Raw genomic sequence first — 23,288 nt, forward strand, 5'->3', positions numbered from 1 at the left:
GAAGAAGGTGGGCGGCGCCTACGGCCTGGGCGTGACCTACGCCAAGACCATGTTCGGCGCGCACGAAGGCTGAACGCCGCGGTGGACAAGATGAAGCCCTACGTCCTGTCGCTCGCGCTCGGCCTGCTGGTCGGCGTGATCTACGCACTGTTCCAGGTGCGTTCGCCGGCGCCGCCGGTCATCGCCCTCGTGGGGCTGCTCGGGATCCTGCTCGGCGAGCAGATCCCGCCGCTCATCAAGAGCGTGATCAAGCCCCAGGCGGCTGCCACTTCATGGCTGCAGCACCAGGTCAAGCCGCATGTGTTCGGCGAGCTGCCGCAATGCGCCAAGGCCGAGCCGGGCGCCGCTGCGCGCAAAGACGCATGAACGATCCGTTCGACGAACAACGCCGCCGGCTGTGCCTGGGCACGCTCGGCGCTGCCGCGCTTGCCGCAACGGCAAGCGCGCAACCCACCCAAAGGAGATCCGACATGGCTGGTACCGCCGCCCCCGACCTGATCCTGCACAACGGCCGCTTCACCACGCTGGACCGCGCCAATCCCACCGCGAGCGCCGTGGCCATCAAGGATGGCCGCTTCCTGCGCGTGGGCCGCAGCGAAGACGTGCTGCCGCTCGCCGGCAGCGGCACCCGCGTGGTGGACCTGCAGGGCAGGACCGTGCTGCCGGGCCTCATCGACAACCACCTGCACATCATCCGCGGCGGCCTCAATTTCAACCTCGAGTTGCGCTGGGATGGCGTGCGCAGCCTGGCCGATGCCATGGCGATGCTCAAGCGCCAGGTCGCGATCACGCCCGCGCCGCAATGGGTGCGCGTGGTGGGCGGCTTCACCGAGCACCAGTTCGCCGAAAAGCGCCTGCCGACCATCGAAGAGCTCAACGCGGTGGCGCCCGACACGCCGGTGTTCCTGCTGCACCTGTACGACCGTGCGCTGCTCAACGGCGCCGCGCTGCGCGCCGTCGGCTACACCAAGGACACGCCCGCGCCGCCCGGCGGCGAGATCGTGCGCGACGCGGCCGGCAACCCGACCGGGCTGCTGCTGGCCAAGCCGAATGCGTCGATCCTCTATGCGACCCTGGCCAAGGGCCCGAAGCTGCCCTTCGAATACCAGCTCAATTCCACGCGCCACTTCATGCGCGAACTCAACCGCCTGGGCGTGACCGGCGCCATCGACGCGGGCGGCGGCTTCCAGAATTTTCCCGAGGACTACCAGGTGATCCAGCAGCTGGCCGATGCCGGCCAGCTCACCATCCGGCTGGCCTACAACCTGTTCACGCAGAAGCCCAAGGCCGAGAAGGAAGACTTCCTCCACTGGACCGCCACCTCGAAGTACAAGCAGGGCGACGACTACTTCCGCCACAACGGCGCGGGCGAGATGCTGGTGTTCTCGGCCGCCGACTTCGAGGACTTCCGCCAGCCGCGCCCCGAGATGGCCCCCGAGATGGAGGGCGATCTCGAAGAGGTGGTGCGCGTGCTGGTGCAGAACAAGTGGCCGTGGCGCATGCATGCCACCTACGACGAGACCATCGATCGCGCGCTCGGCGTGTTCGAGAAGGTGAACCGCGATACGCCGCTCGCGGGCCTGAACTGGTTCTTCGACCATTGCGAAACCATCTCCGAGAAATCGATCGACCGCATCGCCGCACTGGGCGGCGGCATCGCGGTGCAGCACCGCATGGCCTACCAGGGCGAATACTTCGTCGAGCGCTACGGCGCCGGCGCGGCCGAGGCCACGCCGCCGGTCAAGCGCATGCTCGAGAAGGGCGTGAAGGTGTCGGCCGGCACCGATGCCACCCGCGTCGCCTCGTACAACCCCTGGGTGTCGCTCTCGTGGCTGGTCACGGGCAAGACGGTGGGTGGCATGCAGCTCTACCCGCAGCGCAACTGCCTGGACCGCGAGGCCGCGCTGCGCATGTGGACCGAGAACGTGACCTGGTTCTCGAACGAGGTCGGCAAGAAGGGCCGCATCGAAGCCGGCATGTTCGCCGACCTTGTGGTGCCCGACCGCGACTTCTTCGCCTGCCCGGAATCGGAGATTGCCGACACCACGGCGCTCCTGACCATGGTCGGCGGCAAGGTGGTCTACGGCGCCGGCCCGTTCGCAGCGCACGACGAAGGCGCACCGCCGCCGGCGATGCCCGACTGGTCGCCGGTGCGCCGCTTCGGCGGCTATGGCGGCTGGGGCGATGCCGAGGGCGCACCGCTGCAAAAGGCCATGCGCCAAGCGGCCATGTCCTGCGCCTGTGCCAACGACTGCAACGTGCATGGGCACCAGCACGCGACGGCCTGGAGCAGCAAGCTGCCGATCGCCGACCTCAAGAGCTTCTGGGGCGCGCTCGGCTGCGCCTGCTGGGCGGTGTGATGCGCTGGACCATTTCGCCCGCCGTGCGCTGGCTCGCCTTGCTGCTGCTGTGCGCGGCCTACCTGCAGGGCGGGCTCAACAAGGCCATGGACTTCAACGCGGCCATCGCCGAGATGAACCACTTCGGCCTGTCGCCCGCAGGGCCGCTGGCCGCGGCAGTGATCGTGCTGGAACTCGGCGCCGCCGCGCTCATCCTCACGGGCTTCCACCGCTGGCTCGGCGCGCTGGCGCTCGCGGGCTTCACCTTGATGGCAACCTTCGTGGCGCTGCGCTTCTGGGAAATGCCGCAACCGGAGCGCTTCATGGCGGCCAATTCCTTCTTCGAGCACCTGGGCCTGGTCGGCGGCTTCCTGCTGGTGGCCTGGCACGACCTGAAGGAGCGCGCGAATGGCTGATCCCGCGGGTACCACCCAGGCCACGAAGCCGAGCAGCAGCTTCGCGCCGCTGCGCCAGCCGGTCTTTGCCGTGCTGTGGGCGGCCACCGTGCTCGGCAACATCGGCAGCTTCATGCGCGACGTGGCGAGCTCGTGGCTGGTGACCGACCTGTCGGCCAGCCCCACGGCGGTGGCGCTGATCCAGACCGCGGCCACGCTGCCGATCTTCCTGCTCGCGATCCCGGCCGGGGTGCTGTCCGACATCCTCGACCGGCGGCGCTTCCTGATCTTCGTGCAGCTGGTGCTGGCGGCCGTGAGCGGCACGCTGCTGCTGCTCTCGCACACCGGCTCGCTCACCGTCGAGTACCTGATCGCGCTGACCTTCGTCGGCGGCATCGGCGCCGCGCTGATGGGGCCGACGTGGCAGTCGATCGTGCCCGAGCTGGTGCCGCGCGCCGACCTCAAGAACGCGGTGGCGCTGAACTCGCTGGGCATCAACATCGCGCGCTCCATCGGGCCGGCCGCAGGCGGCCTGATCCTCGCGAGCTTCGGCGCCGCCGTCACCTACGGCATCGACGTGCTCAGCTATGTGTTCGTGATCGCGGCGCTGCTGTGGTGGAAGCGCCCGGCGGCCGTCGACAGCGGCCTGTCCGAGAACTTCCTGGGTGCCTTCCGCGCCGGCCTGCGCTACACGCGCGCCAGCCGCGAACTGCACCGCGTGCTGCTGCGCGCGGCGGTGTTCTTCCTGTTCGCCAGCTCGGTCTGGGCGCTGCTGCCGCTGGTGGCGCGCCAGATGCTCGGCGGCAGCGCCGGCTTCTACGGCATCCTGCTCGGCGCCGTGGGCGCGGGCGCGATCGGCGGCGCGCTGGTGATGCCGCGGCTGCGCGCACGGCTCGACGCCGACGGCATGCTGCTGCTGGCCTCGCTGCTCACCGCCGGCGTGATGGGCAGCCTGGTCTTCGCGCCGCCGCAGTGGCTCGCGGTGCTGTTGCTCCTGGTGCTGGGCCTGGGCTGGATCATTGCGCTCACCACGCTCAACGGCGTGGCGCAATCGATCCTGCCGAACTGGGTGCGCGGCCGAGGGCTGGCGGTCTACCTGACCGTCTTCAACGGCGCGATGGCGGCCGGCAGCCTGGGCTGGGGCCTGGTCGCGCAGGAGATCGGCGTGCCGTACACGCTGGTGGCGGGCGCCGCCGGCCTGGCCGTCATGGCCCTGCTGTTCCACCGCGCACGCCTGCCCACCGGCGAGTCGGATCTGCAGCCCTCGAACCACTGGCCCGAGCCGCTGGTCGCCGAGCCTGTCGCGCACGACCGCGGCCCCGTGATGGTGCAGGTCGAGTACCGCATCCGCAAGGAAGACCGACCGGCGTTTCTCGATGCGATGAAGCGGCTGTCGCTGGAGCGCCGGCGCGACGGCGCCTACGCCTGGGGCGTGACCGAGCACACCGGCGACCCGGAGCGCGTGATGGAGTGGTTCCTGGTCGAGTCCTGGGCCGAGCACCTGCGCCAGCACCACCGTGTGTCGCATGCCGATGCGGACCTGCAGGGCGAGGCCACGCGCTTTCACATCGGTCCCGGCAAGCCCGAGGTGCACCACTTCCTGTCTCTCTGATTTCCTTCTTCTCTCTTTCTTTTCGTCAAACTGGAAAAACCATGACCACACTCACACTGCGCGACGGCACCGAGCTCTACTACAAGGACTGGGGCTCGGGCCAGCCCATTCTCTTCAGCCACGGCTGGCCGCTGAGCGCCGACATGTGGGACGCCCAGATGCTGTTCTTCGCCGAACGCGGCTATCGCACGATCGCCTTCGACCGCCGCGGCTTCGGCCGCTCCAGCCAGCCGTGGACCGGCTACGACTACGACACCTTCGCCGACGACATCGCCGAGCTGATCGAGACGCTCGACCTGAAGGACGTGGTGCTTGCGGGCTTCTCGATGGGCGGCGGCGACGTGGCGCGCTACATCGCGCGCAAAGGCAGCGCGCGCGTGGCGAAGCTCGCGCTCATCAGCGCCGTGACGCCGCTGTTCATGAAGACGCCCGATCATCCCGTGGGGCCCGACGCGTCGCTCTTTGCCGGCATCCGCGCAGGGCTGGCCGCCGACCGCCCGCAGTTCCTCGATGACTTCAGCACGCTCTTCTATGGCACCAACCGCCCCGGCGCGAAGGTCTCGCAAGGCATCTTCAAGCAGACGCTGCAGATCGCGCTGCAGGCCTCGGTCAAGGCCACCATCGACTGCGTGACCGCGTTCTCGGAAACCGACTTCCGCCCCGACATGGCCAGGATCGACGTGCCCACGCTCGTGATCCACGGCGACGACGACCAGGTGGTGCCCATCGAGGCCACGGCCAAGCTCGCAGCCGAGATGATCAAGGGCAGCCAGCTCAAGGTCTACGCCGGCGCGCCGCATGCCACCTGCACCACGCATAAAGATCAGGTGAACGCCGACCTGCTGGCGTTCATCCAGGCCTGACCGTTCGCCGGACGCGGGCATGCAAGGCGCCTACGGCGATCTCCTGGGACGGTACTTCGAATTGCCTTCCGCGCCCGCTCTCGTCATGCTGCCCGCGCCGAAGACGCCGTTCGTTGCCACGCGCATCACCTGCCTGCCCGACCAGCTGGGCATGAAACAGGAGATCCCGCCGCAGGACGCCTTCGCCGTGACCCTGCACCTTGCCGGCGTGAGCCACCACGAGCTCTGGGTGCGGGGCCGGCCTTCGGTGGTGCGCGGCTATGCGCCCGGGGCGATCAGCATCGTCGACCTGCGCGACGAGGTGGCGAGCTACCTGGGCAGTCCGCTGGATGCCCTTCACTTCTACGTGCCGCGCGCGCTGGTGGACGCCATGACCGATGCGGCGGGCCTGGCGCGCGTGAGCGGCCTTGCCTGCACGCCGGGGCTGGTCGATCCCGTGATGGAAAACCTGGGCGCAGCGGTGCTGGCCCTGCTCGAGGGGCCGCAGCGCGCGAGTTCGGCGACGAGCGAGCATCTGGCGATCGCGATCTGCGCGCACCTGGTCCATCGCTTCGGGAACCCGGCCACCGGCGATGCGGCCGCATCCCAAGCCCCGCAACATTCGCGGTGCATGCACTGAACGCCACCTCCGCCCATCCCGGACCCTTTTCATGACCACGCCTTCTTCACCCTCCGTTCAAGACAACCCGTCCAAGCACCGTTTCGAATTCGCATCGCAAGGCGAACGCGCGGTCGCGATCTACAGCCTGGCGGGCGACGTCATCACCTTCATCCACACGCTGGTGCCCGAGGCACTGCAAGGGCAGGGCGTGGCCCGGCAGCTGGTGCTCGCGGGCCTGGCTTCCGCGCGCGAGCGCGGCCTGCGCGTCATTCCGCAGTGCCCGGTGTTCGCGGCCTACATGCGCTCGCATCCCGAGACGCACGACCTGCTGGCCGGCGAAGGCCGCACGCTGCTGGGCCTCTGAGGCGGCCTGGCGGCTGCTTTTGCACATTCGTGCGCCCCGGGGGCATTCAAGGCGGGCGACTCTTGTTCAAGACACGGGCGCACCGGCGCGGTACACATCCCGTCGAGACAGCCCGCATCAAGAATTCCATGACCCACCCCCACAGCAGACCCCCGACCCTGACCACCGCGGGGGGCGCGCCCGTCGCGGACAGCCAGCACTCGATCACCGCGGGCCCGCGCGGGCCGATCCTGCGGCAGGACTACCAGATGAGCGAGAAGCTGGCCTACCTGGCACGCGAACGCATTCCGGAACGGGTGCTGCACGCCAAGGGCGCGGCCGCCTTCGGCACGCTGCGCATCACGGGCGACATCTCGCGCCACACGCGCGCACGGGTGCTCCAGCCGGGGCAGTGCACGCCCGTGCTGGTGCGCTTCTCGGGGCTGACGGGCGAGCAGGGCTGCGCGGACGCGGAGCGCGACCTGCGCGGCTTCGCCATCAAGGCGTACACCGAGGAAGGCAACTGGGACCTGGTCGGCAGCCACCTGCCGGTCGCCTGCATCCGCGATCCGCAGAAATTTCCCGACCTGGTGCGGGCGCTGAAGCGGCATCCGGTCAGGCATGTGCGCTCGCCCACGGCGATCTGGGACTTCTGGTCGCTCTCGCCCGAGAGCCTGCACCAGATCGTGATGCTGTTCTCCGACCGCGGCCTGCCGGCAGGCTTTCGCCACATGCACGGCTATGGCGCCCATGCCTTCGGGCTGGTCAACGCGGCCGGCGAGCGGGTCTGGGCCAAGTTCCACCTGCGCACGCAGCAGGGCATCCGGTGCCTGACAAATGCCGAGGCTCGCGAGCTGATCGCCGACGACCGCGAAAGCGCACAGCGCGACCTGTTCGACGCGATCGAGCGGGGGGAACTTCCCCGCTGGTCGCTGCAGATCCAGGTGATGGACGAGGCGCAGGCGGCGCAGTTGTCGTTCAACCCGTTCGACGCGACCAAGGTCTGGCCGCAGCGGGAGTTTCCGCTCGTCGAGGTCGGCGTTCTTGAGCTCGACACGAACCCCGACAACTACTTCGCGCAGGTCGAGCAGGCCACCTTCAATCCGGCCAACATCGTGCCCGGCATCTGCTTCTCGCCCGACAAGCTGCTGCAGGGGCGGCTGCTGGCCTATGCCGACGCGCAGCGCTACCGCGTGGGGACGCACCACGAGGCGCTGCCGGTGAACCGGCCGAAGTCGCCGGTGCATACCTATCACGCGGACGGCGCGATGCGCCTGGACGTTCCGGCCCGCACCGATGCCTACTATGAGCCCAACTCGTTCGGAGGACCGCGCCCGGACCGCACGCTCGTCGAGCCGCCGCTGCCCCTGGACGGCGACGCCATGCGCTTCGACGATCGCCAGGGGCTCGGGGACCATGCGCAGGCCGCCGTCCTGTACCGCCGCATGGACGACGGCCACAGGCACCGGCTGCACGAGAACATCGCAAGATCGATGGCCGGGGTGCCCGAGGCGATCCAGCGGCGCCAGATTGCGCACTTCCGGCTCGTCGACCACGCGCTGGGCGAGGGCGTTGCAGACCGGCTCGGTCTCTAGCTTCCAACCCGCATCCTGCGCCGCCAGGTGCCTGGCGGCGCACCGGAATGCCGGGAGAAAACCCGGGTGAAGTGGCTTTGATCGGCAAAGCCGCAGGCCGCCGCAACGTCCGCCAGCGGCATGTCGAAGTCGATGAGCAGCGCGCGAGCCTGCTCCAGCCGCTGCGCAATCAACCATTGATGCGGCGTGTAGCCGGTGGTCTCGCGGAAGGCGTGGATGAAATAGCTGCGCGACAGGCCGCACGCATCGGCGATCTCGGTGATCGAGATGCTGCCGTCGATCCTGCTGCGCAGCATCTCCTTGGCACGCACCTCGTGCGCGCGCGACAGGAGCCGATGGGTCCTGGGCGCCGTCGGGGCTGCGCCGCCGTACCTTTCGACGAGGTAGCTCGTCATGGCGACGCTCAGCTGGTCGACGAACAGCCTGCTCGCGCCGGCGGGGTGCTCCAGCGCCGGCGTCAGGGCCGCCGCCAGGTTGAGCAGCACCTCGTCCCGGACGCCCGCCACGCGGGCGAGGCTGCCGACGCGCTTTCCGTCCTTTTCGTCGATGGCCCGCTCGAGGCTGGCATGCGAGATCTCGAGCAGCACGAAATCGAACGGGCGTCGGATGTCCGCGCGGTAGCGGTCCGAAAAACTGCGGATGTAGATGGAGCCCCTGTCGAAATCGTGGCTGGAGGCGCGGGGCCCATCGAGAATGCGCCGGCTGTGGCCATCGCGCAGCGAGATTCCGAGCAGCACGCCGCGCGCGCTCGCCTCCGTCTCCACGTGATGGAGCTGGGGCACGTCCATCGTCTTGCGATGGATCGCGATCCCGTCCGCGCGCAGGCCCTGGTCCCGTTGAAGATGATGGGCCGTGCAGCCCAGGGTGTCCTTCGGGGCGGGATCGAGGCGCTGCGATGAGGAAGCTTCCTGGATCGACGGGGGCATGTGGCTGTCTTGTTTGCGATGGAAGGCCTGGGTGCCTTGCTTGAGATTCTGCACCGAGTCGAGCGCGGCGGCCTCAGCTCTTGAAAAACGCGAGCAGGTCGGGATTGATGAGGTCGGCATGGGTTGCGCGCATGCCGTGCGGCAGTCCCGGGTAGACCTTCAAGGTCGCGTTCCTGATGATCTTCGCGGTCATCTCGCTCGAGATTCCGATCGGCACGACCTGGTCGTCGTCGCCGTGCATCATCAGCGTCGGCACGTCCATCTTCTTCAGGTCTTCGGTGAAGTCGGTCTCCAAGAATGCCTTGATGCCGTCATAGTGCGCCTGGATGGAACCCATCATGCCCTGCTGCCACCAGTGCTCGCAGATGCCTTCCGAGATCTTCGCGCCGGGCCGATTGAAGCCGTAGAACGGCAGCGTGAAGTCCTTGAAGAACTGCGGCCGGTTGCTGGCCACCTCCGCGCGAATGCCGTCCAGCATCTCGATGGGCACGCCGTTGGGATTGGCCGCAGTCTTCAGCATCAGCGGGGCAGCCACAGTGCCCGAGCGGCTCGCCCAGGCCCTGGCCGGGCCTTCGGCCTGTCCCATGTGCGGCATCCGGCCAGGCTGCCCGAGATTGCGATCAGCCTGTTCTGGCACGGCCGCTATCACAGGGCCCCCGCCGTTGCCTGGCTGCGCGCCTTGATCGTGCGGCTTCATGGGGAGGGTATGGACGGTAAGGGCAGGCAGCCCGTTGACGAAGCCACCGCTTGTGTATATACTTTTTGTATATACATCACGCAAGGAGGCCCCGATGACCTACGCCCGTGTTTTCCAATCCGGCAACAGCCAGGCTGTGCGCTTGCCGAAGGAGTTCCGATTGACATCCGAGCAGGTGGAGATTTTTCGCCAAGGCAACGACATTGTTTTGCGTGAGCGGCCCGCGAGCGCAACCGCAATCTTCGACGCGCTCGTCGAAATGCCTTCCGACTTCATGGCCAATGGCCGCGACGATACCGCACCCCAGGAACGGGAGTCGTTCTGAATGGCCATCAGGTATCTACTCGACACCAACATCTGCATCTACATCGCCAAGCACAATCCGGCAGCGGTTCGAGCACGCTTCGAGCAACTGAGCGCCGACATCCTGGCCATATCGGTCATTACGCTCGGCGAACTGCAACATGGCGCGGAAAAAAGCCAGGCTCGCTCCAAGGCACTGGCTGCGCTGAAGCAACTGCAAAGCGTCATCCAGGTCCAACCAGTCACGGAGGCGGTGGCCCAACACTACGGTCAGATTCGCAGCGCCCTTGAGCGCAAGGGCCGGCCCATCGGGAACAACGACCTGTGGATTGCCGCTCACGCCCGCGCCGAAGGCTGGGTGCTGGTCACCAACAACGAGCGCGAGTTCAGCCGCGTCGAGGGTCTGGAGGTCGAGAACTGGGCGTGATGCTTCAATGCACCGCCCCTCAGTTCCGCTCCGACAGTTGCGCCAGGATAGCCGGGTTCTCCAGCGTCGACGTGTCCTGCGTGATCGGCTCGCCCTTGGCCACGGAGCGCAGCAGCCGGCGCATGATCTTGCCGCTGCGCGTCTTCGGCAGGTTGTCGCCAAAGCGGATGTCCTTGGGCTTGGCGATGGGGCCGATCTCTTTTGCGACCCAGTTGCGCAGCTCGTTCGCGATCTTCTTCGCTTCGTCTCCGGTGGGGCGCGCGCGCTTGAGCACGACGAAGGCGCAGATCGCCTCGCCGGTGGTGTCGTCGGGGCGGCCGACCACCGCGGCTTCGGCCACGAGCGCGGTGCACGACACCAGCGCCGATTCGATCTCCATCGTGCCCATGCGGTGGCCCGAGACATTGAGCACATCGTCGATGCGGCCGGTGATCGTGAAATAGCCGGTCTTCGCATCGCGGATGGCGCCGTCGCCCGCGAGGTAGAAGCCCTTGAGTTCCGGCGGGTAGTAGCTCGCCTTGAAGCGCTCCGGGTCGCCCCAGATCGTGCGGATCATGCTCGGCCAGGGCTTCTTCACCACCAAGATGCCGCCTTGGCCGTTCGGCACGTCGGCGCCGGTCTCGTCGACGATGGCCGCCGCGATGCCGGGGAAGGGCAGGGTGCAGGAGCCCGGCACCAGCGGCGTGGCGCCCGGCAGCGGCGTGATCATGTGGCCGCCCGTCTCCGTCTGCCAAAAAGTGTCGACAATCGGACAGAGGCCGCCGCCGACGTGATGGTGGAACCACTCCCAGGCCGCCGGATTGATCGGCTCGCCCACCGAGCCCAGGATGCGCAGGCTCGACAGGTCGTAGCGCTTCGGGTGCACGGCTGCGTTGCCTTCGGCCGCCTTGATCAGCGAGCGGATGGCCGTGGGCGCGGTGTAGAACACGCTCACCTTGTGGTCCTGGATCATCTTCCAGAAGCGGCCCGCGTCGGGGTAGGTGGGCACGCCCTCGAACACCACTTCGGTGGCACCCAGCGCCAGCGGGCCGTAGGCGATGTAGGTATGGCCCGTGACCCAGCCGATGTCGGCGGTGCACCAGAACACGTCGGCGGGCTTCAGGTCGAAGGTCCACTTCGTCGTCAGCGCCGCATGCAGCAGGTAGCCGCCGCTGGAATGCTGCACGCCCTTGGGCTTGCCGGTCGACCCGGAGGTGTAGAGCACGAACAGCGGATGCTCGGCGCCCACCCATTCGGGCTCGCAGGTCTCGGGCTGGGCCTGCGTCTCTTCGTGCAGCCAGCGGTCGCGCGATGGCACCCAGCCGATCGGGCCGCCGGTGCGCCGGTAGACGACGACGTTCTTCACGCTCTCGCAGCCGCCCAGCGCGATGGCATCGTCCACGATGGCCTTGAGCGGCAGCTGCTTGCCGCCGCGCACCTGTTCGTCGGCGGTGACGACCATCACGGCGCCGGCATCCTGGATGCGGTCGCGCAGGCTCTGCGCCGAGAAACCGCCGAACACCACCGAATGCGTGGCGCCGATGCGCGCACAGGCCTGCATCGCGACCACGCCTTCAATGCTCATCGACATGTAGATGACGACCCGGTCCCCCTTCTTCACGCCGCGCGCCTTCAGCGCGTTGGCCATGCGGCCGGTGCGCGCGAGCAGCTCGCGGTAGCTGACCCGCGTCACCTGCCCGTCGTCGGCCTCGAAGATGATGGCGGTCTTGTCGCCCAGGCCGCGCTCGACCTGGCGATCCAGGCAGTTCCAGGACACGTTCAGCGTACCGTCCTCGAACCATTTGAAGAAGGGCGCCCGGCTGTCGTCGAGCCCCCGGGTGAACGGCGTTTTCCAGCTCAGGAACTCGCGCGCAAGGCGCGACCAGTAGCCGCTGTGGTCGGCCTCTGCCTCGGCCACCAGTTTCTCGTACGCCTGCATGCCGTACACATGGGCGTCCTTCATGTCCGGGGCTGGAATGAGAGGGGTTGCTGCTTCGTTGCTGCTCACGGTGGATCTCCTGATGGTTCGATTCGGTGCGCCAAGGGGCCTGCCTGGCTTCACGGGTCCGCATGGCTGTTGAGCCAGGCCGCAACCGCTGCGGCGCTGCGGAAGTCGTCGCAGGCGCGCGCGGGAACGCCGGGATGGCGCTGGTTCCACATGCGCGAGAGCGCCTGGCCCGGTCCCACCTCCAGCACGCAGCGCACCTGCCGCGCCATGATGTTTTCCATGCATTCGTCCCAGCGGACCGTCTGGGCGATCTGGGCAGCCAATGCCACCCGGGCAGACCCTGCATCGCGGATGCGGTCCCCCGCATTGCTGAACAGCACGGCGCGGGGCGCATGAAACGGCACCTGCGCAAGCACCAGTGAAAAGCTCTCTGCCGCTTCGCGCATCCAGGGCGTGTGGGACGCGACGTTGACCCGCAGGCGCGTGCACTGCGCACCGGCTGCCAGGGCCATGCGCTCGGCGTCGTTCAATGCCGCGATCGGGCCGCCGAGGACCACGCTGGCGCTGCCGTTGCGAATCGCGAGTTCGAGCCCCGCATCGATGCGCAATTGCTCCAGCTTCTGCTCGGACAGGCCGCTGACGGCCAGGAGGCCACCGGGCGCACGTGCGGCGCAGCGGTCCATGGCCGCGGCCCGCTGCGGCGCGAGTGCTGCGGCCGCGCCCGCATCGATCACGCCGGCCGCACTGAAGGCCGCCAGTTCGCCGACGCTGTAGCCGGCGACCGCGGCGGGCGGCGGGACCAGGGGCGCGAGCTGTGCCCAGGCCGCCAGGGCAAGGCCCGTCAGCAGCGTCTGCGCGTTGCCGTTGCGTTCGGCCCATTGCGGGTCTGCGAGGGCACGGCGCCAGTCGTCGACGCCAAGCCGCGCGCACATGTTGCGCACGAGTGGGTCGTCCGTCAGCCAGGGCAGCATCGCGGGATGCTGGGTGCCCTGGCCGGAAAAAAGCAGTGCGAAGCTCATGAGCCTGGACACACGCGCTGGAGCCAGCAGGCGGCGGCCAGCGTGTCTGCCGCGCCACCGGACGACAGGCGCTGCCGCACGAAATCGTCTGCGATGGCTTGCGCCTCCTCAAGCCCTTCGGGCCGCGCGATGCCTCCCCGATCGAGAAAACCCTGCGCCGCGCGCTGGGCGTCGCGCAGGCCGGCAAGGCCCCCGCGGTGCGCGAGGTTGCTGTCGTCCAGCACCGCAATGATGTGGAACAAGGCATCGAGCCGGGCCTGGCGGGGCGTGAGGCCCCCAGCCAATGCCTTCCTCAGCGCAGGAAGCGCTGTCTCGAACAGCACCGGAAACGCCAGCGCCGCCTCTTCGGATGCGCTGCGCAGGCCATGGCGCCGTGCAGCGATGCCGCCGGGCAGCACGGGTGGGCGCTGGCTGCGCCTGGCCAGTGCCTCGCCCCAATGCCGGCGCAGCGCATCGCGCAGTGCCGCCGGGTCCAATGCATCGCCATGCGCCCGCAGCACGGCACCGGCCGCGGCGCACAACAGGCCGAGCATGAAGATCGCGCCGCGGTGCGTGTTGACGCCGCCGGTGGCGGCCAGCATGCGCGCCTCCGCCGCGATGCCGTGCCGCTCGAGCACCGCGAAGTCCGCACCTGCAGCGCCGGCCTCGGCGATCTGTACGAAGTAGCGGCGCAGCGAGAACAGGCTGCGCATGAAGGTGTGTGCATCCATGTCGTCGTGGCTGCCGCAGTCGATCAGCGTGACCAGGCCGGGCTTGGGCGACAGCGACAGTTCGTCGTAGAGCGAGAGCGTGGCCGCGCGTCCGATCACCGCCGGTGTCAGGCGTGAATCCGGTGCCGGCAAAAGCGCGAAGTTCCTCATGCGGCGATCTCCATCGGTTCAGTGCGACCACACCATGCGGCATCGCGATGCAGGCTCGCGCCGTCGAGCCGCTTGACCATCACGGCCCGCGCGCGCCCGGCGCGCCATTCGACCCATTCACGCCATGCCACCGCTGCGCCCTCGCCGAACACGAGCTCGCCGTCCAGCCGGGGCTGCGGTGCCTCGAACGACGCGAGCGCGCGCACCACGGCATCCGCATGGGCCGCTCCCTCGACCGCGACCGACAGGTCGATGTCGGAGGCCGCGCGCACATGGTCGAGGCCGCTGATCGCCTGCCAGCCGTAGCTTCCGAACACGCGTGCCGCCGCGTGGCACTGGCGGAGCCTGCCGAGCAGTTCGCGCAGCGCATCCCGCGCTGGCGGCGGCAGCAGGTCCTGCACGTCGGCGAGCCACGGGAACTCGCCCCGGCCCTGCACAGCGGCGTGCGGCACCTGCAGTGCGAGCCGGCGCCGGCCCCAGCGCGCAGGCGCCGGCAAACCCAGTGCGATCCATTCATTGGCGCCGGGAAGGGCCGGCTGGCGCGTCACGACCAGCGGCAGTCGATGCGAGGCCCAATGCGCGAGGCAGTCGCGCGCCTGCACATCCCACGGCCGGCCCAGCACGGCGGCCCACCCGCGCGAGGTGAGCCAGGCGAGTTGGTGGCGATGCAGCGAAACCATGGCGGTCATTCGAACTCAGCCTGCGTTCACGCAGCGTCCAGCACGCGCTGCACGACCGCGGCGGCGAGCCGGCGTCCACCGCGCTCGGCGCCGTCGCGCGCGCGCCGGTCTTCGGTCGGCGTGTGGGCCAGCGCGTCGCGCAGGCAGGCCTGCAGGTCGCCGCGCCAGAGCGCACGCACGCCGCCCATCGCCACGTAGTTCTGCACGCCGGGTGCGAACACCGGGTTGGACTGCGACAGCGCCGTGAGCCTGTCCTCCGGCAGCTTGGTCACGCGCGCCATCGCGGGGATGCGCATGACGCGGATCTCGGCGTCGGGCAGCGCGTAGCAGGCGTCGGCAATCAGCCCCGAGGTGATGAAGCCGCCGGACAGCGCCTGGTCGTACACCAGGCCGAGCACGCGGTGGCCGCGGCGCCGCGCCAGGTCGATGCTGGCGCCCAGGTGCGCCATCGCCCGGTTGATGCCGAGCAGTTCATCGCGCCGGCGCAATTGCTGGCCCTGGGTGTCGATCAAGAGCAGGATCGGCCGGCCTGGATGCCGTGCGATGGTGTCCAGCACGACGCGGGCCTGCGCGAGCGCGAGCCGGACCCCGATCGGCGCATGGTGGGTCGTGCCGATCACCGCAAGAGGCTCGCCGTCGAAGATGACTTCGCCCTGCAGAAAATCGCCGTCCTCGCGCATCCCGTGGTAAGGGCCGAAGAGCTGGGTGACCAGAGAACTCCATTGCATGTGATGCTCCTCGTTCAGATGGTGCGCAGCGCGCGGACGGCTTCGACCGACAGCTCCGGCACCTGCTGCGCATCGGCAATGCCGAGTGCGCTCCAGAGCAGCGCCGCTTCGTCGTGGCCGGCGCTGTCGACGTTGTCGGCGGGCAGGGCGTGCAGGCGTGCGGTGAGCAAGGCGTGCTCGTCTTCCAGCGCCGCCAGGGTCAATGGCCTCGATTCATCGATCGCGGCGACGGCCGCCTCGCGAAAGGCGGAAACGTCGTCCTCGACCAGCGCATCGCAGTCGCCAATGAGCCAGCGGTGCTTGCCGCCGGTCGTGCGCCAGACCAGCGCCCGGTCGCGCGAGTCGAACTCCTCCACGCCATGAGACGCCTCGATCACTTCGGGGCCCGACATCGCCAGCCGGCCGACATCGCTCATCACGATGTGGTCGGCACAGCGCGCCACGATGCCCATGCCGCCGAAGCAGCCGTTGGCACCGCCGATCAGCACGAGCACCGGGATGCCGGCGGCGCGCACGTCGAGCACGGCGCGCATCACTTCCGATACCGCGATCAACCCGGCGTTGGCCTCGTGCAATCGCACGCCGCCCGATTCGGCCAGCAGCAGCACGGCCGCCGGCCGGTCGCGCAACGCGCGCTGCAGCAGGCCGACCAGCTTGGCGCCATGCACCTCGCCCACGCCGCCGCCCATGAACGCGCCCTCCTGGGCGGCCACGAACACGCGGCGGCCACCCAGCATCGCGCGGCCGACCGCCACGCCGTCGTCGAAGGCGGAGGGCACACCGAGCTGCGCCAGGTGCGGGCTCATGACCCGCTCGCTCGGCGGCAGCCATTCGTGGAAGCTGCCGGGATCGAGCAGCAGCGCCAGCCGCTCGCGCGCCGAGCATTCGGCATAGCTGATCATGGTTGGCCTCCGGCGATCTCGGCCACCGCCTGGTCCAGGCGCAGGCTCACCACCGCAGGCGTGGCGCCCATGTCGTTGATCGACACGCGCACGCCGGCCAGCGGATGGCGCGCGTGGAAGTCGTTCATCACGGCCTGCCAGATCGGTCCGAAGCCGCGCGCCGAGGTTTCGACACGCACGGCGCAGCCGTTGTCATTGGTTGGCTCGAGCAGCACCTCGAGGTTGCCCGAGCCGACCACGCCGACCAGCACCGGTGCAAAGGCGCCGGCCGGCCGGCCGCCGGAAAAGGAAAAGTCCAGGGTTTCGAGCCCTGCGGGAACGTCGCTCATCGTTGAATCTCCTGCTACCAGTTTCTGAAGCGCCTGGGCGGCTGGTACAAGCCGCCGGAAGCGCGCACCAGGTCGCGCATGCTGCGTGCGGCCAGCAGGTTGCGCGTGGCCTGGCGGGGGTCGATGCCCAGGTCCTGCGGCCGGCGGATCACGCCGCGGTCGCGCAGGTTCTCGACCGCGCGCCTGTCGCGTGCCAGGCCCACCGCGGTGTAGCCGGCGACGCCGCGGATGGCCTGCTCGCGCTCCGCGTCGCTGCGGCACAGCAGCAGGTTGGCAATGCCTTCCTCGGTAAGGATGTGGGAGACGTCGTCGCCGTAGATCATGATCGGCGGCAGGTCCATGCCGGCCTGCTCCTGCAGCGTCCAGGCGTCGAGCCGGTCGACGAAGGCCGGCTGCATGTGCTCGCGGAAGGTCTCGACCATCTGCACCACCAGCTTCTGTCCGCGCGGCGTGCCGGCTGCGCCGGTGCGGCCGGCACGCGCCTCGCGCCCGGCCTTGAGCCAGGCCGGGCTCGCATGGCGGCGGCCGCGCGCGTCGGCGCCCATGTTGGGCGCACCGCCAAAGCCGGCGATGCGGCCCAGCGTGGCGGTGGAGCTGTTGCCGTCGAGGTCGATCTGCAGGGTCGAGCCGATGAACATGTCGCAGGCGTAGTGGCCCGCCGCCTGGCAGAACGCGCGGTTGCTGCGCAGGCTGCCGTCGGGGCCGGTGAAGAACACGTCGGAGCGCGCGCGGATGTAGTCTTCCATGCCCAGCTCGGAGCCGAAGGAATGCACCGACTCCACCCAGCCCGCCTCGATCGCGGGTATCAGCGCCGGATGCGGGTTCAGCGCCCAATGCTTGCCGATCTTGCCCCTGAGGCCGAGCGACTCGGCATAGGTCGGCAGCAGCAGCTCGATGGCCGCGGTGTCGAAGCCGATGCCGTGGTTCAGCCGCTGCACGCCGTACTCGGCATAGATGCCCTTGATCGCCATCATCGCCATCAGGATCTGGACCTCGCTGATCTGCGCCGGGTCGCGCGTGAACAGCGGCTCGATGAAGTTCGGACGCGGCGCCTTGACGACGAAGCTCACCCAGTCGGCGGGAATGTCGATGCGCGGCAGCGTGGTGGTCCTGCCGTCGACCATTTCGTTGACCTGCGCAATCACGATGCCCCCCGAGAACGCCGTGGCCTCGACGATGGCCGGCGTGTCTTCCGTGTTGGGGCCGGTGTAGAGATTGCCTTCGGCGTCGGCCGCCTGTGCCGCGACCAGTGCGACCTTGGGCGTCAGGTCGACGAAGTAGCGCGCGAACAGCTCGAGGTAGGTGTGGATCGCCCCGATCTCGATGCGCCCGGCCGACACCAGCTTGGCCAGCCGCGCGCCCTGTGGCCCCGAGAAGCTGAAGTCCAGCCGGGCGGCCACGCCGTTCTCGAACACGTCCAGATGCTCCGGCAGCGCCAGCACCGACTGCACCATGTGCAGGCCGTGGATGCGTTGCGGATCGACCTGCACCAGGGCCTGCGCCAGGAAGTCGGCCTGCTTCTGGTTGTTGCCCTCGAGGCAGACGCGGTCGCCGGGCGAGAGCACGGCTTCGAGCAGGGTGGCGATGGCTTCGGTCTCGACACGCTTGCCGGCGAGCCGCGTCCCGAGCGCGTCGGCCGCGCGCGCGAGCCGGGCATTGCGGTCGTCTGCCTTGGAGGTCCAGGAACTGGGGATCATGAGAGGAGGGGGTTGAAGGTCGATCGAAACGAGGGAGTGCCTCAGAGCACCACGAAGAGCAGCCACACCACGACGGGAGCCGCCAGCGTCACGATGGCGCCGTACACCATCAGCTGCCGGAAGAACACGTCGCGGTCCACGCCCTTGGCATTGGCCAGCACCAGGGCACCGTTGGTCGAGAACGGGCTGACGTCCACGATGGTCGAGGACACGGCCATGGCCGCGATGAAGCCGATGGCGCCGACGCCGCTGTCGCCCTGCAGGAAGGGCACCGCCAGCGGAATCAGCGAACCGAGCACGGCGGTCGACGAGGCGAAGGCCGAGACCACGGCGCCGACGAAGCACAGCAGCAGCGCAGCGACCATGGGCGAGGTGAGCCCGGCCACGCTGTGGCCGACGAAGTCGATCGTGCCCATCTTGTCCATCACGCCCACGTAGGTGCTGACGCCCACGATCAGCATGATCTCCGGCCACGACACCTGGCCCAGCGCGCGCTTTTGCAGGTTGGGCGCCAAGAGCGTCAGCACGAGGCCGATGGTGATCGAGACGAAGCCGATGTCCTGCTTGAAGAACAGCGTCAGCACGGCCAGCGCCAGCAGGCCGGCCACGGTGGCGATCCGGTAGGCGCGCGAACCGGGGTCCGCGGCCTCGGCGGGCGCCGATTCCATCAGCGAGTTCTCGGCCCGCGCGGCGGTACGCCGCTCTTCGGGGAACGATTCGCCTTCGGCGTCGCCGTACACCTGCGCGCCGCTCTGTCCATGCGACGTGCGCGGCACGACCGGCGCGCTGCCGTCGGCATTTGCTCTCTGGCGCATCAGCTTCATGCCGCCCATGAGGAAGAACAGCAGCAGCGACACCGACAGGTTGACGCCGAGGCTCGCCAGCATGGTGGCGATCTCGTTGAGCGGCAGGCCTGCCTTGGCGACGATCTTGTTGGTGATGCCGCCGTAGATGCTGATCGGCGAGAAGCCGCCGCCCTGCGCACCATGCACGACCATGAGCCCCATGAGCAGCGGATTGATGCCGTACTTGGCGGCAAAGCCCAGCGCGATCGGCGCGATGATGGCCACCGCCGCCGGGCTGACCGCACCCACCGCCGTGAGCAGCGCGGCGATCATGAACATGATCCACGGGATGGCGGCGATGCGCCCGCGCACGGCGCGCACCGCCAGCCTGACGAGCCAGTCGATGGTGCCGTTGTTCTGCGCCAGCGCAAACAGGTAGGTGATGCCCACCAGCGTGAGAAACAGGTCGGCGGGAAAGCCGCCCATGATCGCCTTCGCGTTCATGCCGGCCACCAGCGTGCCGACCAGGAAGGCGCCGACGAAGGCGATCACGCCCATGTTGATGGGCAGCACCGTGGCCAGCACGAACATGCCGACCAGTGCGTAGATCGAAATCCAATGTGAACTCATCGAGGCGTCTCCGGTGTTCTAGGTGCGACGCACATGCACCGTGCGCCTGGGTCCGTACGTTACGGACCCCCTCCGGGACGATCAATGAAGCGGCGTGGCCGACGCTTACGCCTTGCGAAACGATCGAGGGTTAACCCTAACCAGGCCGATGCCGCGCATTCAGCCGAGTTCGGCTTTGGCCACGCGGCACACCGACAGCAGCGCAAGCAGGTTGGGATCGCGCTCGCGCGTGCGCAGGAAGTTGAGCGCGATGGTCTGGCGCATCAGGTACCTGGGCTGCAGCGGGATCAGTTGCACCTTCTGCGGCATGACGCCGCGCACCCGTCCCGGCAGCAGCGTGTAGCCGACGCCGCCGCTCACCAGGTTCATCAGCGAGAAGATGTCGTCGGTCTTCATCACCACGTTCGGCGTGAAGCCGGCGATGCGGAAGGTCTCCACGAAACCCCGGTAGGTGACGAAACCTTCGCTCAGGCTCACGAAGCGCTCGCCGGCGCAGCTGCTCAGGTCGATCTGGTCCAGCGCGGAGTAGGGCGAGCCCACCGGCGCGGCAAACTGGATGTCGTCCTCGAACAAGGGCTCCGATTCGACATCGGAAACATCCTCGGGAATGGCCATGAGCGCGGCGTCGATCGCGCCGTCGCGCAGCTTCTGCAGCAGGTGCGCGTTGGAGCCGAGCACGAGTTCGGTGTGCAGGTCGGGCTTGCGCAGCTTCATGCCCATGATCAGCTGTGGCACCGTGCGGCTCGTCAGCGAATAGAGCGAGCCGATCCGGATGCGGTCGGCCGAGTAGCCGGCGACTTCCCGCGTGGCGCGAATGCCCTCGGACATCGTGCGAAGCACCTCGCGCGCCACTTCCGCCAGCGCATGGGCGGCTTCGGTCGGGTGCAGATTGCGGCCTTCATGCCGGAACAGCGCGCAGCGCAGCCCGGTTTCCAGCGAATGCAGGGCGCGGTGCACGCTGACGGCGCTGATCTCGAGCTTTTCGGCCGCACGCGCCAGGTTGCCGGTCTCCATGAAGGCCAGGAGAATCTCGAGCTTGCGGAAGGTGATCTCTTCGTCGACGTGGAGGAGCATGGAGGGCCTGCGGATGAAGCCCGATCGTAATCCTGGAACGGCGAGCGGCTTGCGCCAGGACATGGCGACCGGACTGCGTGTTTCGAGCCGCCATGCCACACGCCATCGTCCCAGGGCGCTTCCAACCCCTTGTTTTCCTTGAATATTTTCTCCTGCTCATGTCTGGCGCCAACGACTTGACAGGAGGGGGTCTGCAAATTGCGGTACAACGCGGCGCAGAGCAAAACTGTTTCGACGTTGAACCTGAGTGAGAAATGCCTATGGACGCGTGGTCGAACGAGCAGCTTTCCCCCTTGTACGAGAGAGAACTCTTCCGTTCGCGCGATGCAGACGAGACGCATGCGCGTGTCTCCCGCGAGCTCAAGCCGCACCGCAGCGTGTGGGGCCGCGGCGACGTCGACGCCATCTTCTGCCGCGCGGAGCTGAACGCACTGTCCTTGTGCATCCTGCGCTATGGCTGCGACGTCGACATCGAGCCCGACGCGCTCGGCAACTTCGTGCTGGTGCAGATGCCGCTGCGCGGCCATGCCGATGTCCATACCGGCGGGCACACCCTGCAGATCCATCCCGGCCAGGGCGCGGTCATTTCCGCCCACAAGCCGGTGCGGCTGCACTGGCATGCCGACTGCGAACAGCTGATCCTGAAGATCGAGCTCAGCCGGCTGCAGGAGGTGGCACGCCATGCCTTCGCCTTGCGCGGCACCGACGCCGTGGGCGAGATCGATTTCGCGATGCCCTTTTGTCTGGACGACGCCGCCGGCACGCAGTGGTGCCGCATGGTGGCCGGCCTGGCCTCGCTGCTGCCCTCGGGCGGCCTGGCGACCTACGACCCGCGGTGGATGGCGCACTGCGAAGACAACCTGATGCTCTACCTGCTGTGCCATCGGCCGAATTCAGCCCTGCAACGGCATGCCGCCGTGCGGCGCGGCTCCGAGGAAGCCGGCCTGCGGCAGCTGCGGCAGGCCGAGGAGTTCATGCGCGAGCGGCTCGACACGCTGCTGTCGCTCGAAGACGTGGCACAGGCCGCGGGCGTCACGCGCCGCAGCCTCGCCTTGCTCTTCAAGCGCTATCGCGACCTCTCGCCCGGCGAGGTGCTGCGCAACATGCGGCTCGATGCCGCGCACGCGCAGCTGGCGCGGCACGACGGTGCCAGCGTCACCGAGGTGGCGCTGAACTGCGGCTTCTCGCACCTGAGCCGCTTTGCCGCCTGCTATCGCGAGCGCTTCGGGCAGCTGCCGCGCGACACCTCCCGCGATCCCGTGCGGCTGCCCGACGCGCGGCACTGAAGAACACACATCCTCAGGACTTCATCGCACACTGCGCGGCGGTCCGGTCCTGGTAGCGCTCCAGCACCGTGCCGATCACCTTGTTGGCGATGCGCCCGTTCGCGTCCTTGGCGATCACGCGCAGGTAGTAGTTCTGGATCGGAAAGTTGTTCGGCCCATAGCGGAACTCGCCGCGCACCGACTTGTAGTTGGCCGCCTTGATCGCCTTGAGCAGCGAGGGCTTGTCGGCCACCTTGCCGCCGGCGTCGCGCACGGCCGCATCCATTGCCATCAGCACGTCGTAGGCCTGGCCGGCATAGAACGACGGGTTGCGCCCGTTGTTCTGCTGGCGGAACGCGGCCACGAAGCGCTGGTTGGCCGGGTTGTCGAGGTCGAACGACCAGTGCGCCGTGTTGAACAGGCCCAGCATCGGCTCGCCGACGGCGGGGATCATGTCCTCGTCGGCCGAGAAGGCGGTGGAGATCAGCGCCACGTCCTTCGACAGCCCCGCACCCACGAACTGCTTGATGAAGCTCACGCCCATCGCGCCGGGCAGGAAGAAGTACAGCGCATCGGGCTTCGACGCGCGGATCTGCGCCAGCTCCGCCGAGTAGTCGAGCTGCCCGAGCTTGGTGTACAGCTCGTCGCCCACGCCGCCCTTGAAGGTGTGCTTGAAGCCGTTGATGGCGTCCTTGCCGCCCGGGTAGCTGGGCGCGATCATCGCGACCTTCTTGAAGCCCTTGTCCGAGGCGAACTTGCCAGCCGACTCGTAGTACGCATCGTTCGGGTACGAGGCACCGAAGAAGTAGGGGTTGCAGCGCGCGCCTGAATAGTCGCTCGGGCCGGTGTTGCTCGACAGATAGGGCACCTTGGCCGCGAAGAGCGGCGGGCCGACGGCCAGCGCGACCGACGAGCCGATGGGCCCGGTGAACAGGTCGATCTTGTCGCGCAGCAGCATGCGCTCGACCACCTGGCGCGCCATCTCGGGGTTGCCTGCCGTGTCGGCCTCGACGAACTCCACCGGCACGCCGCCGAGCTTGCCGCCCAGCTGCTTCATCGCGACGGCGAAGCCGGCCTTGGCCTCGGCGCCGCCGACGGCGAAGGGGCCGGACAGGTCCATCGCCAGGCCGACCTTCACGGTCTGTGCCTGCGAGGGCGATGCCAGCGCCCCCACCAGGACGGTGAGCGCGCACAAGACGGATCGGGGCGTGGCCTGCGGCATGAAAGATCTCCTCGGGGTGAGTTCGTTGAACGTGGGTGGGGGCAATGCAGGCCGCAGTCTCTGTGCGGC

At 68.5% G+C, this 23,288-nt stretch carries 24 protein-coding genes; 11 read left to right on the forward strand and 13 right to left on the reverse strand.

Features of this window, described 5'->3' with window-relative positions; all coding sequences use genetic code 11:
* Positions 1 to 90 precede the first annotated feature (90 nt).
* The 8 genes from EJO66_RS28630 to EJO66_RS28665 all read left to right on the forward strand — a co-directional run bounded on the left by EJO66_RS28630 (position 91) and on the right by EJO66_RS28665 (position 7,748).
* The gene (locus EJO66_RS28630) at positions 91 to 366 is read left to right on the forward strand and encodes a DUF1427 family protein (RefSeq protein WP_124961880.1); all 276 of its coding nucleotides are present in this window, start codon (positions 91 to 93) and stop codon (positions 364 to 366) included.
* Between the two features lie 104 nt (positions 367 to 470).
* Positions 471 to 2,360, forward strand: coding sequence for an amidohydrolase (locus tag EJO66_RS28635; RefSeq protein ID WP_164547929.1), 1,890 nt, complete (start codon positions 471 to 473; stop codon positions 2,358 to 2,360).
* Positions 2,360 to 2,755, forward strand: a complete 396-nt coding sequence (locus EJO66_RS28640; RefSeq protein ID WP_124961878.1) for a DoxX family protein — start codon at positions 2,360 to 2,362, stop codon at positions 2,753 to 2,755. Before EJO66_RS28635 ends, EJO66_RS28640 begins: the two co-directional genes overlap by 1 nt.
* Complete coding sequence (locus EJO66_RS28645; protein ID WP_125966747.1) at positions 2,748 to 4,346, forward strand: MFS transporter; 1,599 nt, start codon at positions 2,748 to 2,750, stop codon at positions 4,344 to 4,346. Before EJO66_RS28640 ends, EJO66_RS28645 begins: the two co-directional genes overlap by 8 nt.
* A gap of 41 nt (positions 4,347 to 4,387) precedes the next feature.
* A complete protein-coding gene (locus EJO66_RS28650; RefSeq protein WP_125966748.1) occupies positions 4,388 to 5,209 on the forward strand; it encodes an alpha/beta fold hydrolase in 822 nt (273 codons plus the stop codon).
* 19 nt (positions 5,210 to 5,228) lie between these two features.
* A complete protein-coding gene (locus tag EJO66_RS28655; protein ID WP_125966749.1) occupies positions 5,229 to 5,828 on the forward strand; it encodes an AraC family transcriptional regulator in 600 nt (199 codons plus the stop codon).
* 31 nt (positions 5,829 to 5,859) lie between these two features.
* Positions 5,860 to 6,174 (forward strand): GNAT family N-acetyltransferase, encoded by a 315-nt coding sequence (locus tag EJO66_RS28660; RefSeq protein WP_124961874.1) that lies wholly within the window; start codon positions 5,860 to 5,862, stop codon positions 6,172 to 6,174.
* A 128-nt stretch (positions 6,175 to 6,302) separates the two neighbouring features.
* Entirely contained in the window at positions 6,303 to 7,748 is a 1,446-nt protein-coding gene (locus tag EJO66_RS28665) for a catalase (RefSeq protein WP_125966750.1), read from the forward strand.
* Here the strand turns inward: EJO66_RS28665 and EJO66_RS28670 are convergent.
* Positions 7,745 to 8,728 (reverse strand): helix-turn-helix domain-containing protein, encoded by a 984-nt coding sequence (locus EJO66_RS28670; RefSeq protein WP_240648859.1) that lies wholly within the window; start codon positions 8,726 to 8,728, stop codon positions 7,745 to 7,747. The two genes, EJO66_RS28665 and EJO66_RS28670, sit on opposite strands and share 4 nt — an antisense overlap.
* 19 nt (positions 8,729 to 8,747) lie before the next feature.
* Positions 8,748 to 9,260, reverse strand: coding sequence for an alpha/beta fold hydrolase (locus EJO66_RS28675; protein WP_420856708.1), 513 nt, complete (start codon positions 9,258 to 9,260; stop codon positions 8,748 to 8,750).
* Between the two features lie 205 nt (positions 9,261 to 9,465).
* Here EJO66_RS28675 and EJO66_RS28680 point away from each other — a divergent pair, with 205 nt between their 5' ends.
* The gene (locus EJO66_RS28680) at positions 9,466 to 9,696 is read left to right on the forward strand and encodes an antitoxin (RefSeq protein ID WP_125966752.1); all 231 of its coding nucleotides are present in this window, start codon (positions 9,466 to 9,468) and stop codon (positions 9,694 to 9,696) included.
* Positions 9,697 to 10,101: a type II toxin-antitoxin system tRNA(fMet)-specific endonuclease VapC gene (gene vapC / locus EJO66_RS28685; protein ID WP_125966753.1), complete on the forward strand. Its 405-nt coding sequence runs from the start codon at positions 9,697 to 9,699 to the stop codon at positions 10,099 to 10,101.
* A 19-nt stretch (positions 10,102 to 10,120) separates the two neighbouring features.
* Here vapC and acs read toward each other — a convergent pair whose 3' ends face one another.
* The 10 genes from acs to EJO66_RS28735 form a co-directional block, all read right to left on the reverse strand.
* Entirely contained in the window at positions 10,121 to 12,043 is a 1,923-nt protein-coding gene (gene acs / locus EJO66_RS28690) for an acetate--CoA ligase (protein WP_206168903.1), read from the reverse strand.
* Between the two features lie 95 nt (positions 12,044 to 12,138).
* Positions 12,139 to 13,047, reverse strand: coding sequence for an acyltransferase domain-containing protein (locus EJO66_RS28695; RefSeq protein WP_124961870.1), 909 nt, complete (start codon positions 13,045 to 13,047; stop codon positions 12,139 to 12,141).
* Positions 13,044 to 13,907 carry a triphosphoribosyl-dephospho-CoA synthase MdcB gene (gene mdcB, locus EJO66_RS28700; RefSeq protein ID WP_125966755.1) on the reverse strand — a complete coding sequence of 288 codons (864 nt, stop codon included), beginning with the start codon at positions 13,905 to 13,907 and terminating at the stop codon, positions 13,044 to 13,046. Before mdcB ends, EJO66_RS28695 begins: the two co-directional genes overlap by 4 nt.
* A complete protein-coding gene (gene mdcG, locus EJO66_RS28705) occupies positions 13,904 to 14,596 on the reverse strand; it encodes a malonate decarboxylase holo-[acyl-carrier-protein] synthase (RefSeq protein WP_125966756.1) in 693 nt (230 codons plus the stop codon). The genes mdcB and mdcG overlap by 4 nt, the downstream gene beginning before the upstream one ends.
* Positions 14,597 to 14,613: 17 nt before the next feature.
* Positions 14,614 to 15,315, reverse strand: coding sequence for a biotin-independent malonate decarboxylase subunit gamma (locus tag EJO66_RS28710; RefSeq protein ID WP_124961867.1), 702 nt, complete (start codon positions 15,313 to 15,315; stop codon positions 14,614 to 14,616).
* A 14-nt stretch (positions 15,316 to 15,329) separates the two neighbouring features.
* Positions 15,330 to 16,217: a biotin-independent malonate decarboxylase subunit beta gene (locus EJO66_RS28715; RefSeq protein WP_125966757.1), complete on the reverse strand. Its 888-nt coding sequence runs from the start codon at positions 16,215 to 16,217 to the stop codon at positions 15,330 to 15,332.
* Complete coding sequence (mdcC, locus tag EJO66_RS28720; protein WP_124961865.1) at positions 16,214 to 16,546, reverse strand: malonate decarboxylase acyl carrier protein; 333 nt, start codon at positions 16,544 to 16,546, stop codon at positions 16,214 to 16,216. Before mdcC ends, EJO66_RS28715 begins: the two co-directional genes overlap by 4 nt.
* Before the next feature lie 14 nt (positions 16,547 to 16,560).
* Positions 16,561 to 18,243 carry a malonate decarboxylase subunit alpha gene (gene mdcA, locus EJO66_RS28725; RefSeq protein WP_124961864.1) on the reverse strand — a complete coding sequence of 561 codons (1,683 nt, stop codon included), beginning with the start codon at positions 18,241 to 18,243 and terminating at the stop codon, positions 16,561 to 16,563.
* 41 nt (positions 18,244 to 18,284) lie between these two features.
* Positions 18,285 to 19,658 carry an SLC13 family permease gene (locus EJO66_RS28730; RefSeq protein WP_125966758.1) on the reverse strand — a complete coding sequence of 458 codons (1,374 nt, stop codon included), beginning with the start codon at positions 19,656 to 19,658 and terminating at the stop codon, positions 18,285 to 18,287.
* 159 nt (positions 19,659 to 19,817) lie between these two features.
* Positions 19,818 to 20,732 (reverse strand): LysR family transcriptional regulator, encoded by a 915-nt coding sequence (locus EJO66_RS28735; RefSeq protein ID WP_125966759.1) that lies wholly within the window; start codon positions 20,730 to 20,732, stop codon positions 19,818 to 19,820.
* 254 nt (positions 20,733 to 20,986) lie between these two features.
* Here EJO66_RS28735 and EJO66_RS28740 point away from each other — a divergent pair, with 254 nt between their 5' ends.
* Positions 20,987 to 22,018 carry an AraC family transcriptional regulator gene (locus tag EJO66_RS28740; protein WP_223262476.1) on the forward strand — a complete coding sequence of 344 codons (1,032 nt, stop codon included), beginning with the start codon at positions 20,987 to 20,989 and terminating at the stop codon, positions 22,016 to 22,018.
* 13 nt (positions 22,019 to 22,031) lie between these two features.
* Here the strand turns inward: EJO66_RS28740 and EJO66_RS28745 are convergent, their stop codons facing one another.
* Positions 22,032 to 23,219, reverse strand: coding sequence for an ABC transporter substrate-binding protein (locus EJO66_RS28745; protein ID WP_125966760.1), 1,188 nt, complete (start codon positions 23,217 to 23,219; stop codon positions 22,032 to 22,034).
* Between the last annotated feature and the right edge of the window lie 69 nt (positions 23,220 to 23,288).

It is taken from the genome of Variovorax beijingensis, assembly GCF_003951285.1.
Lineage (GTDB): Bacteria > Pseudomonadota > Gammaproteobacteria > Burkholderiales > Burkholderiaceae_C > Variovorax > Variovorax beijingensis.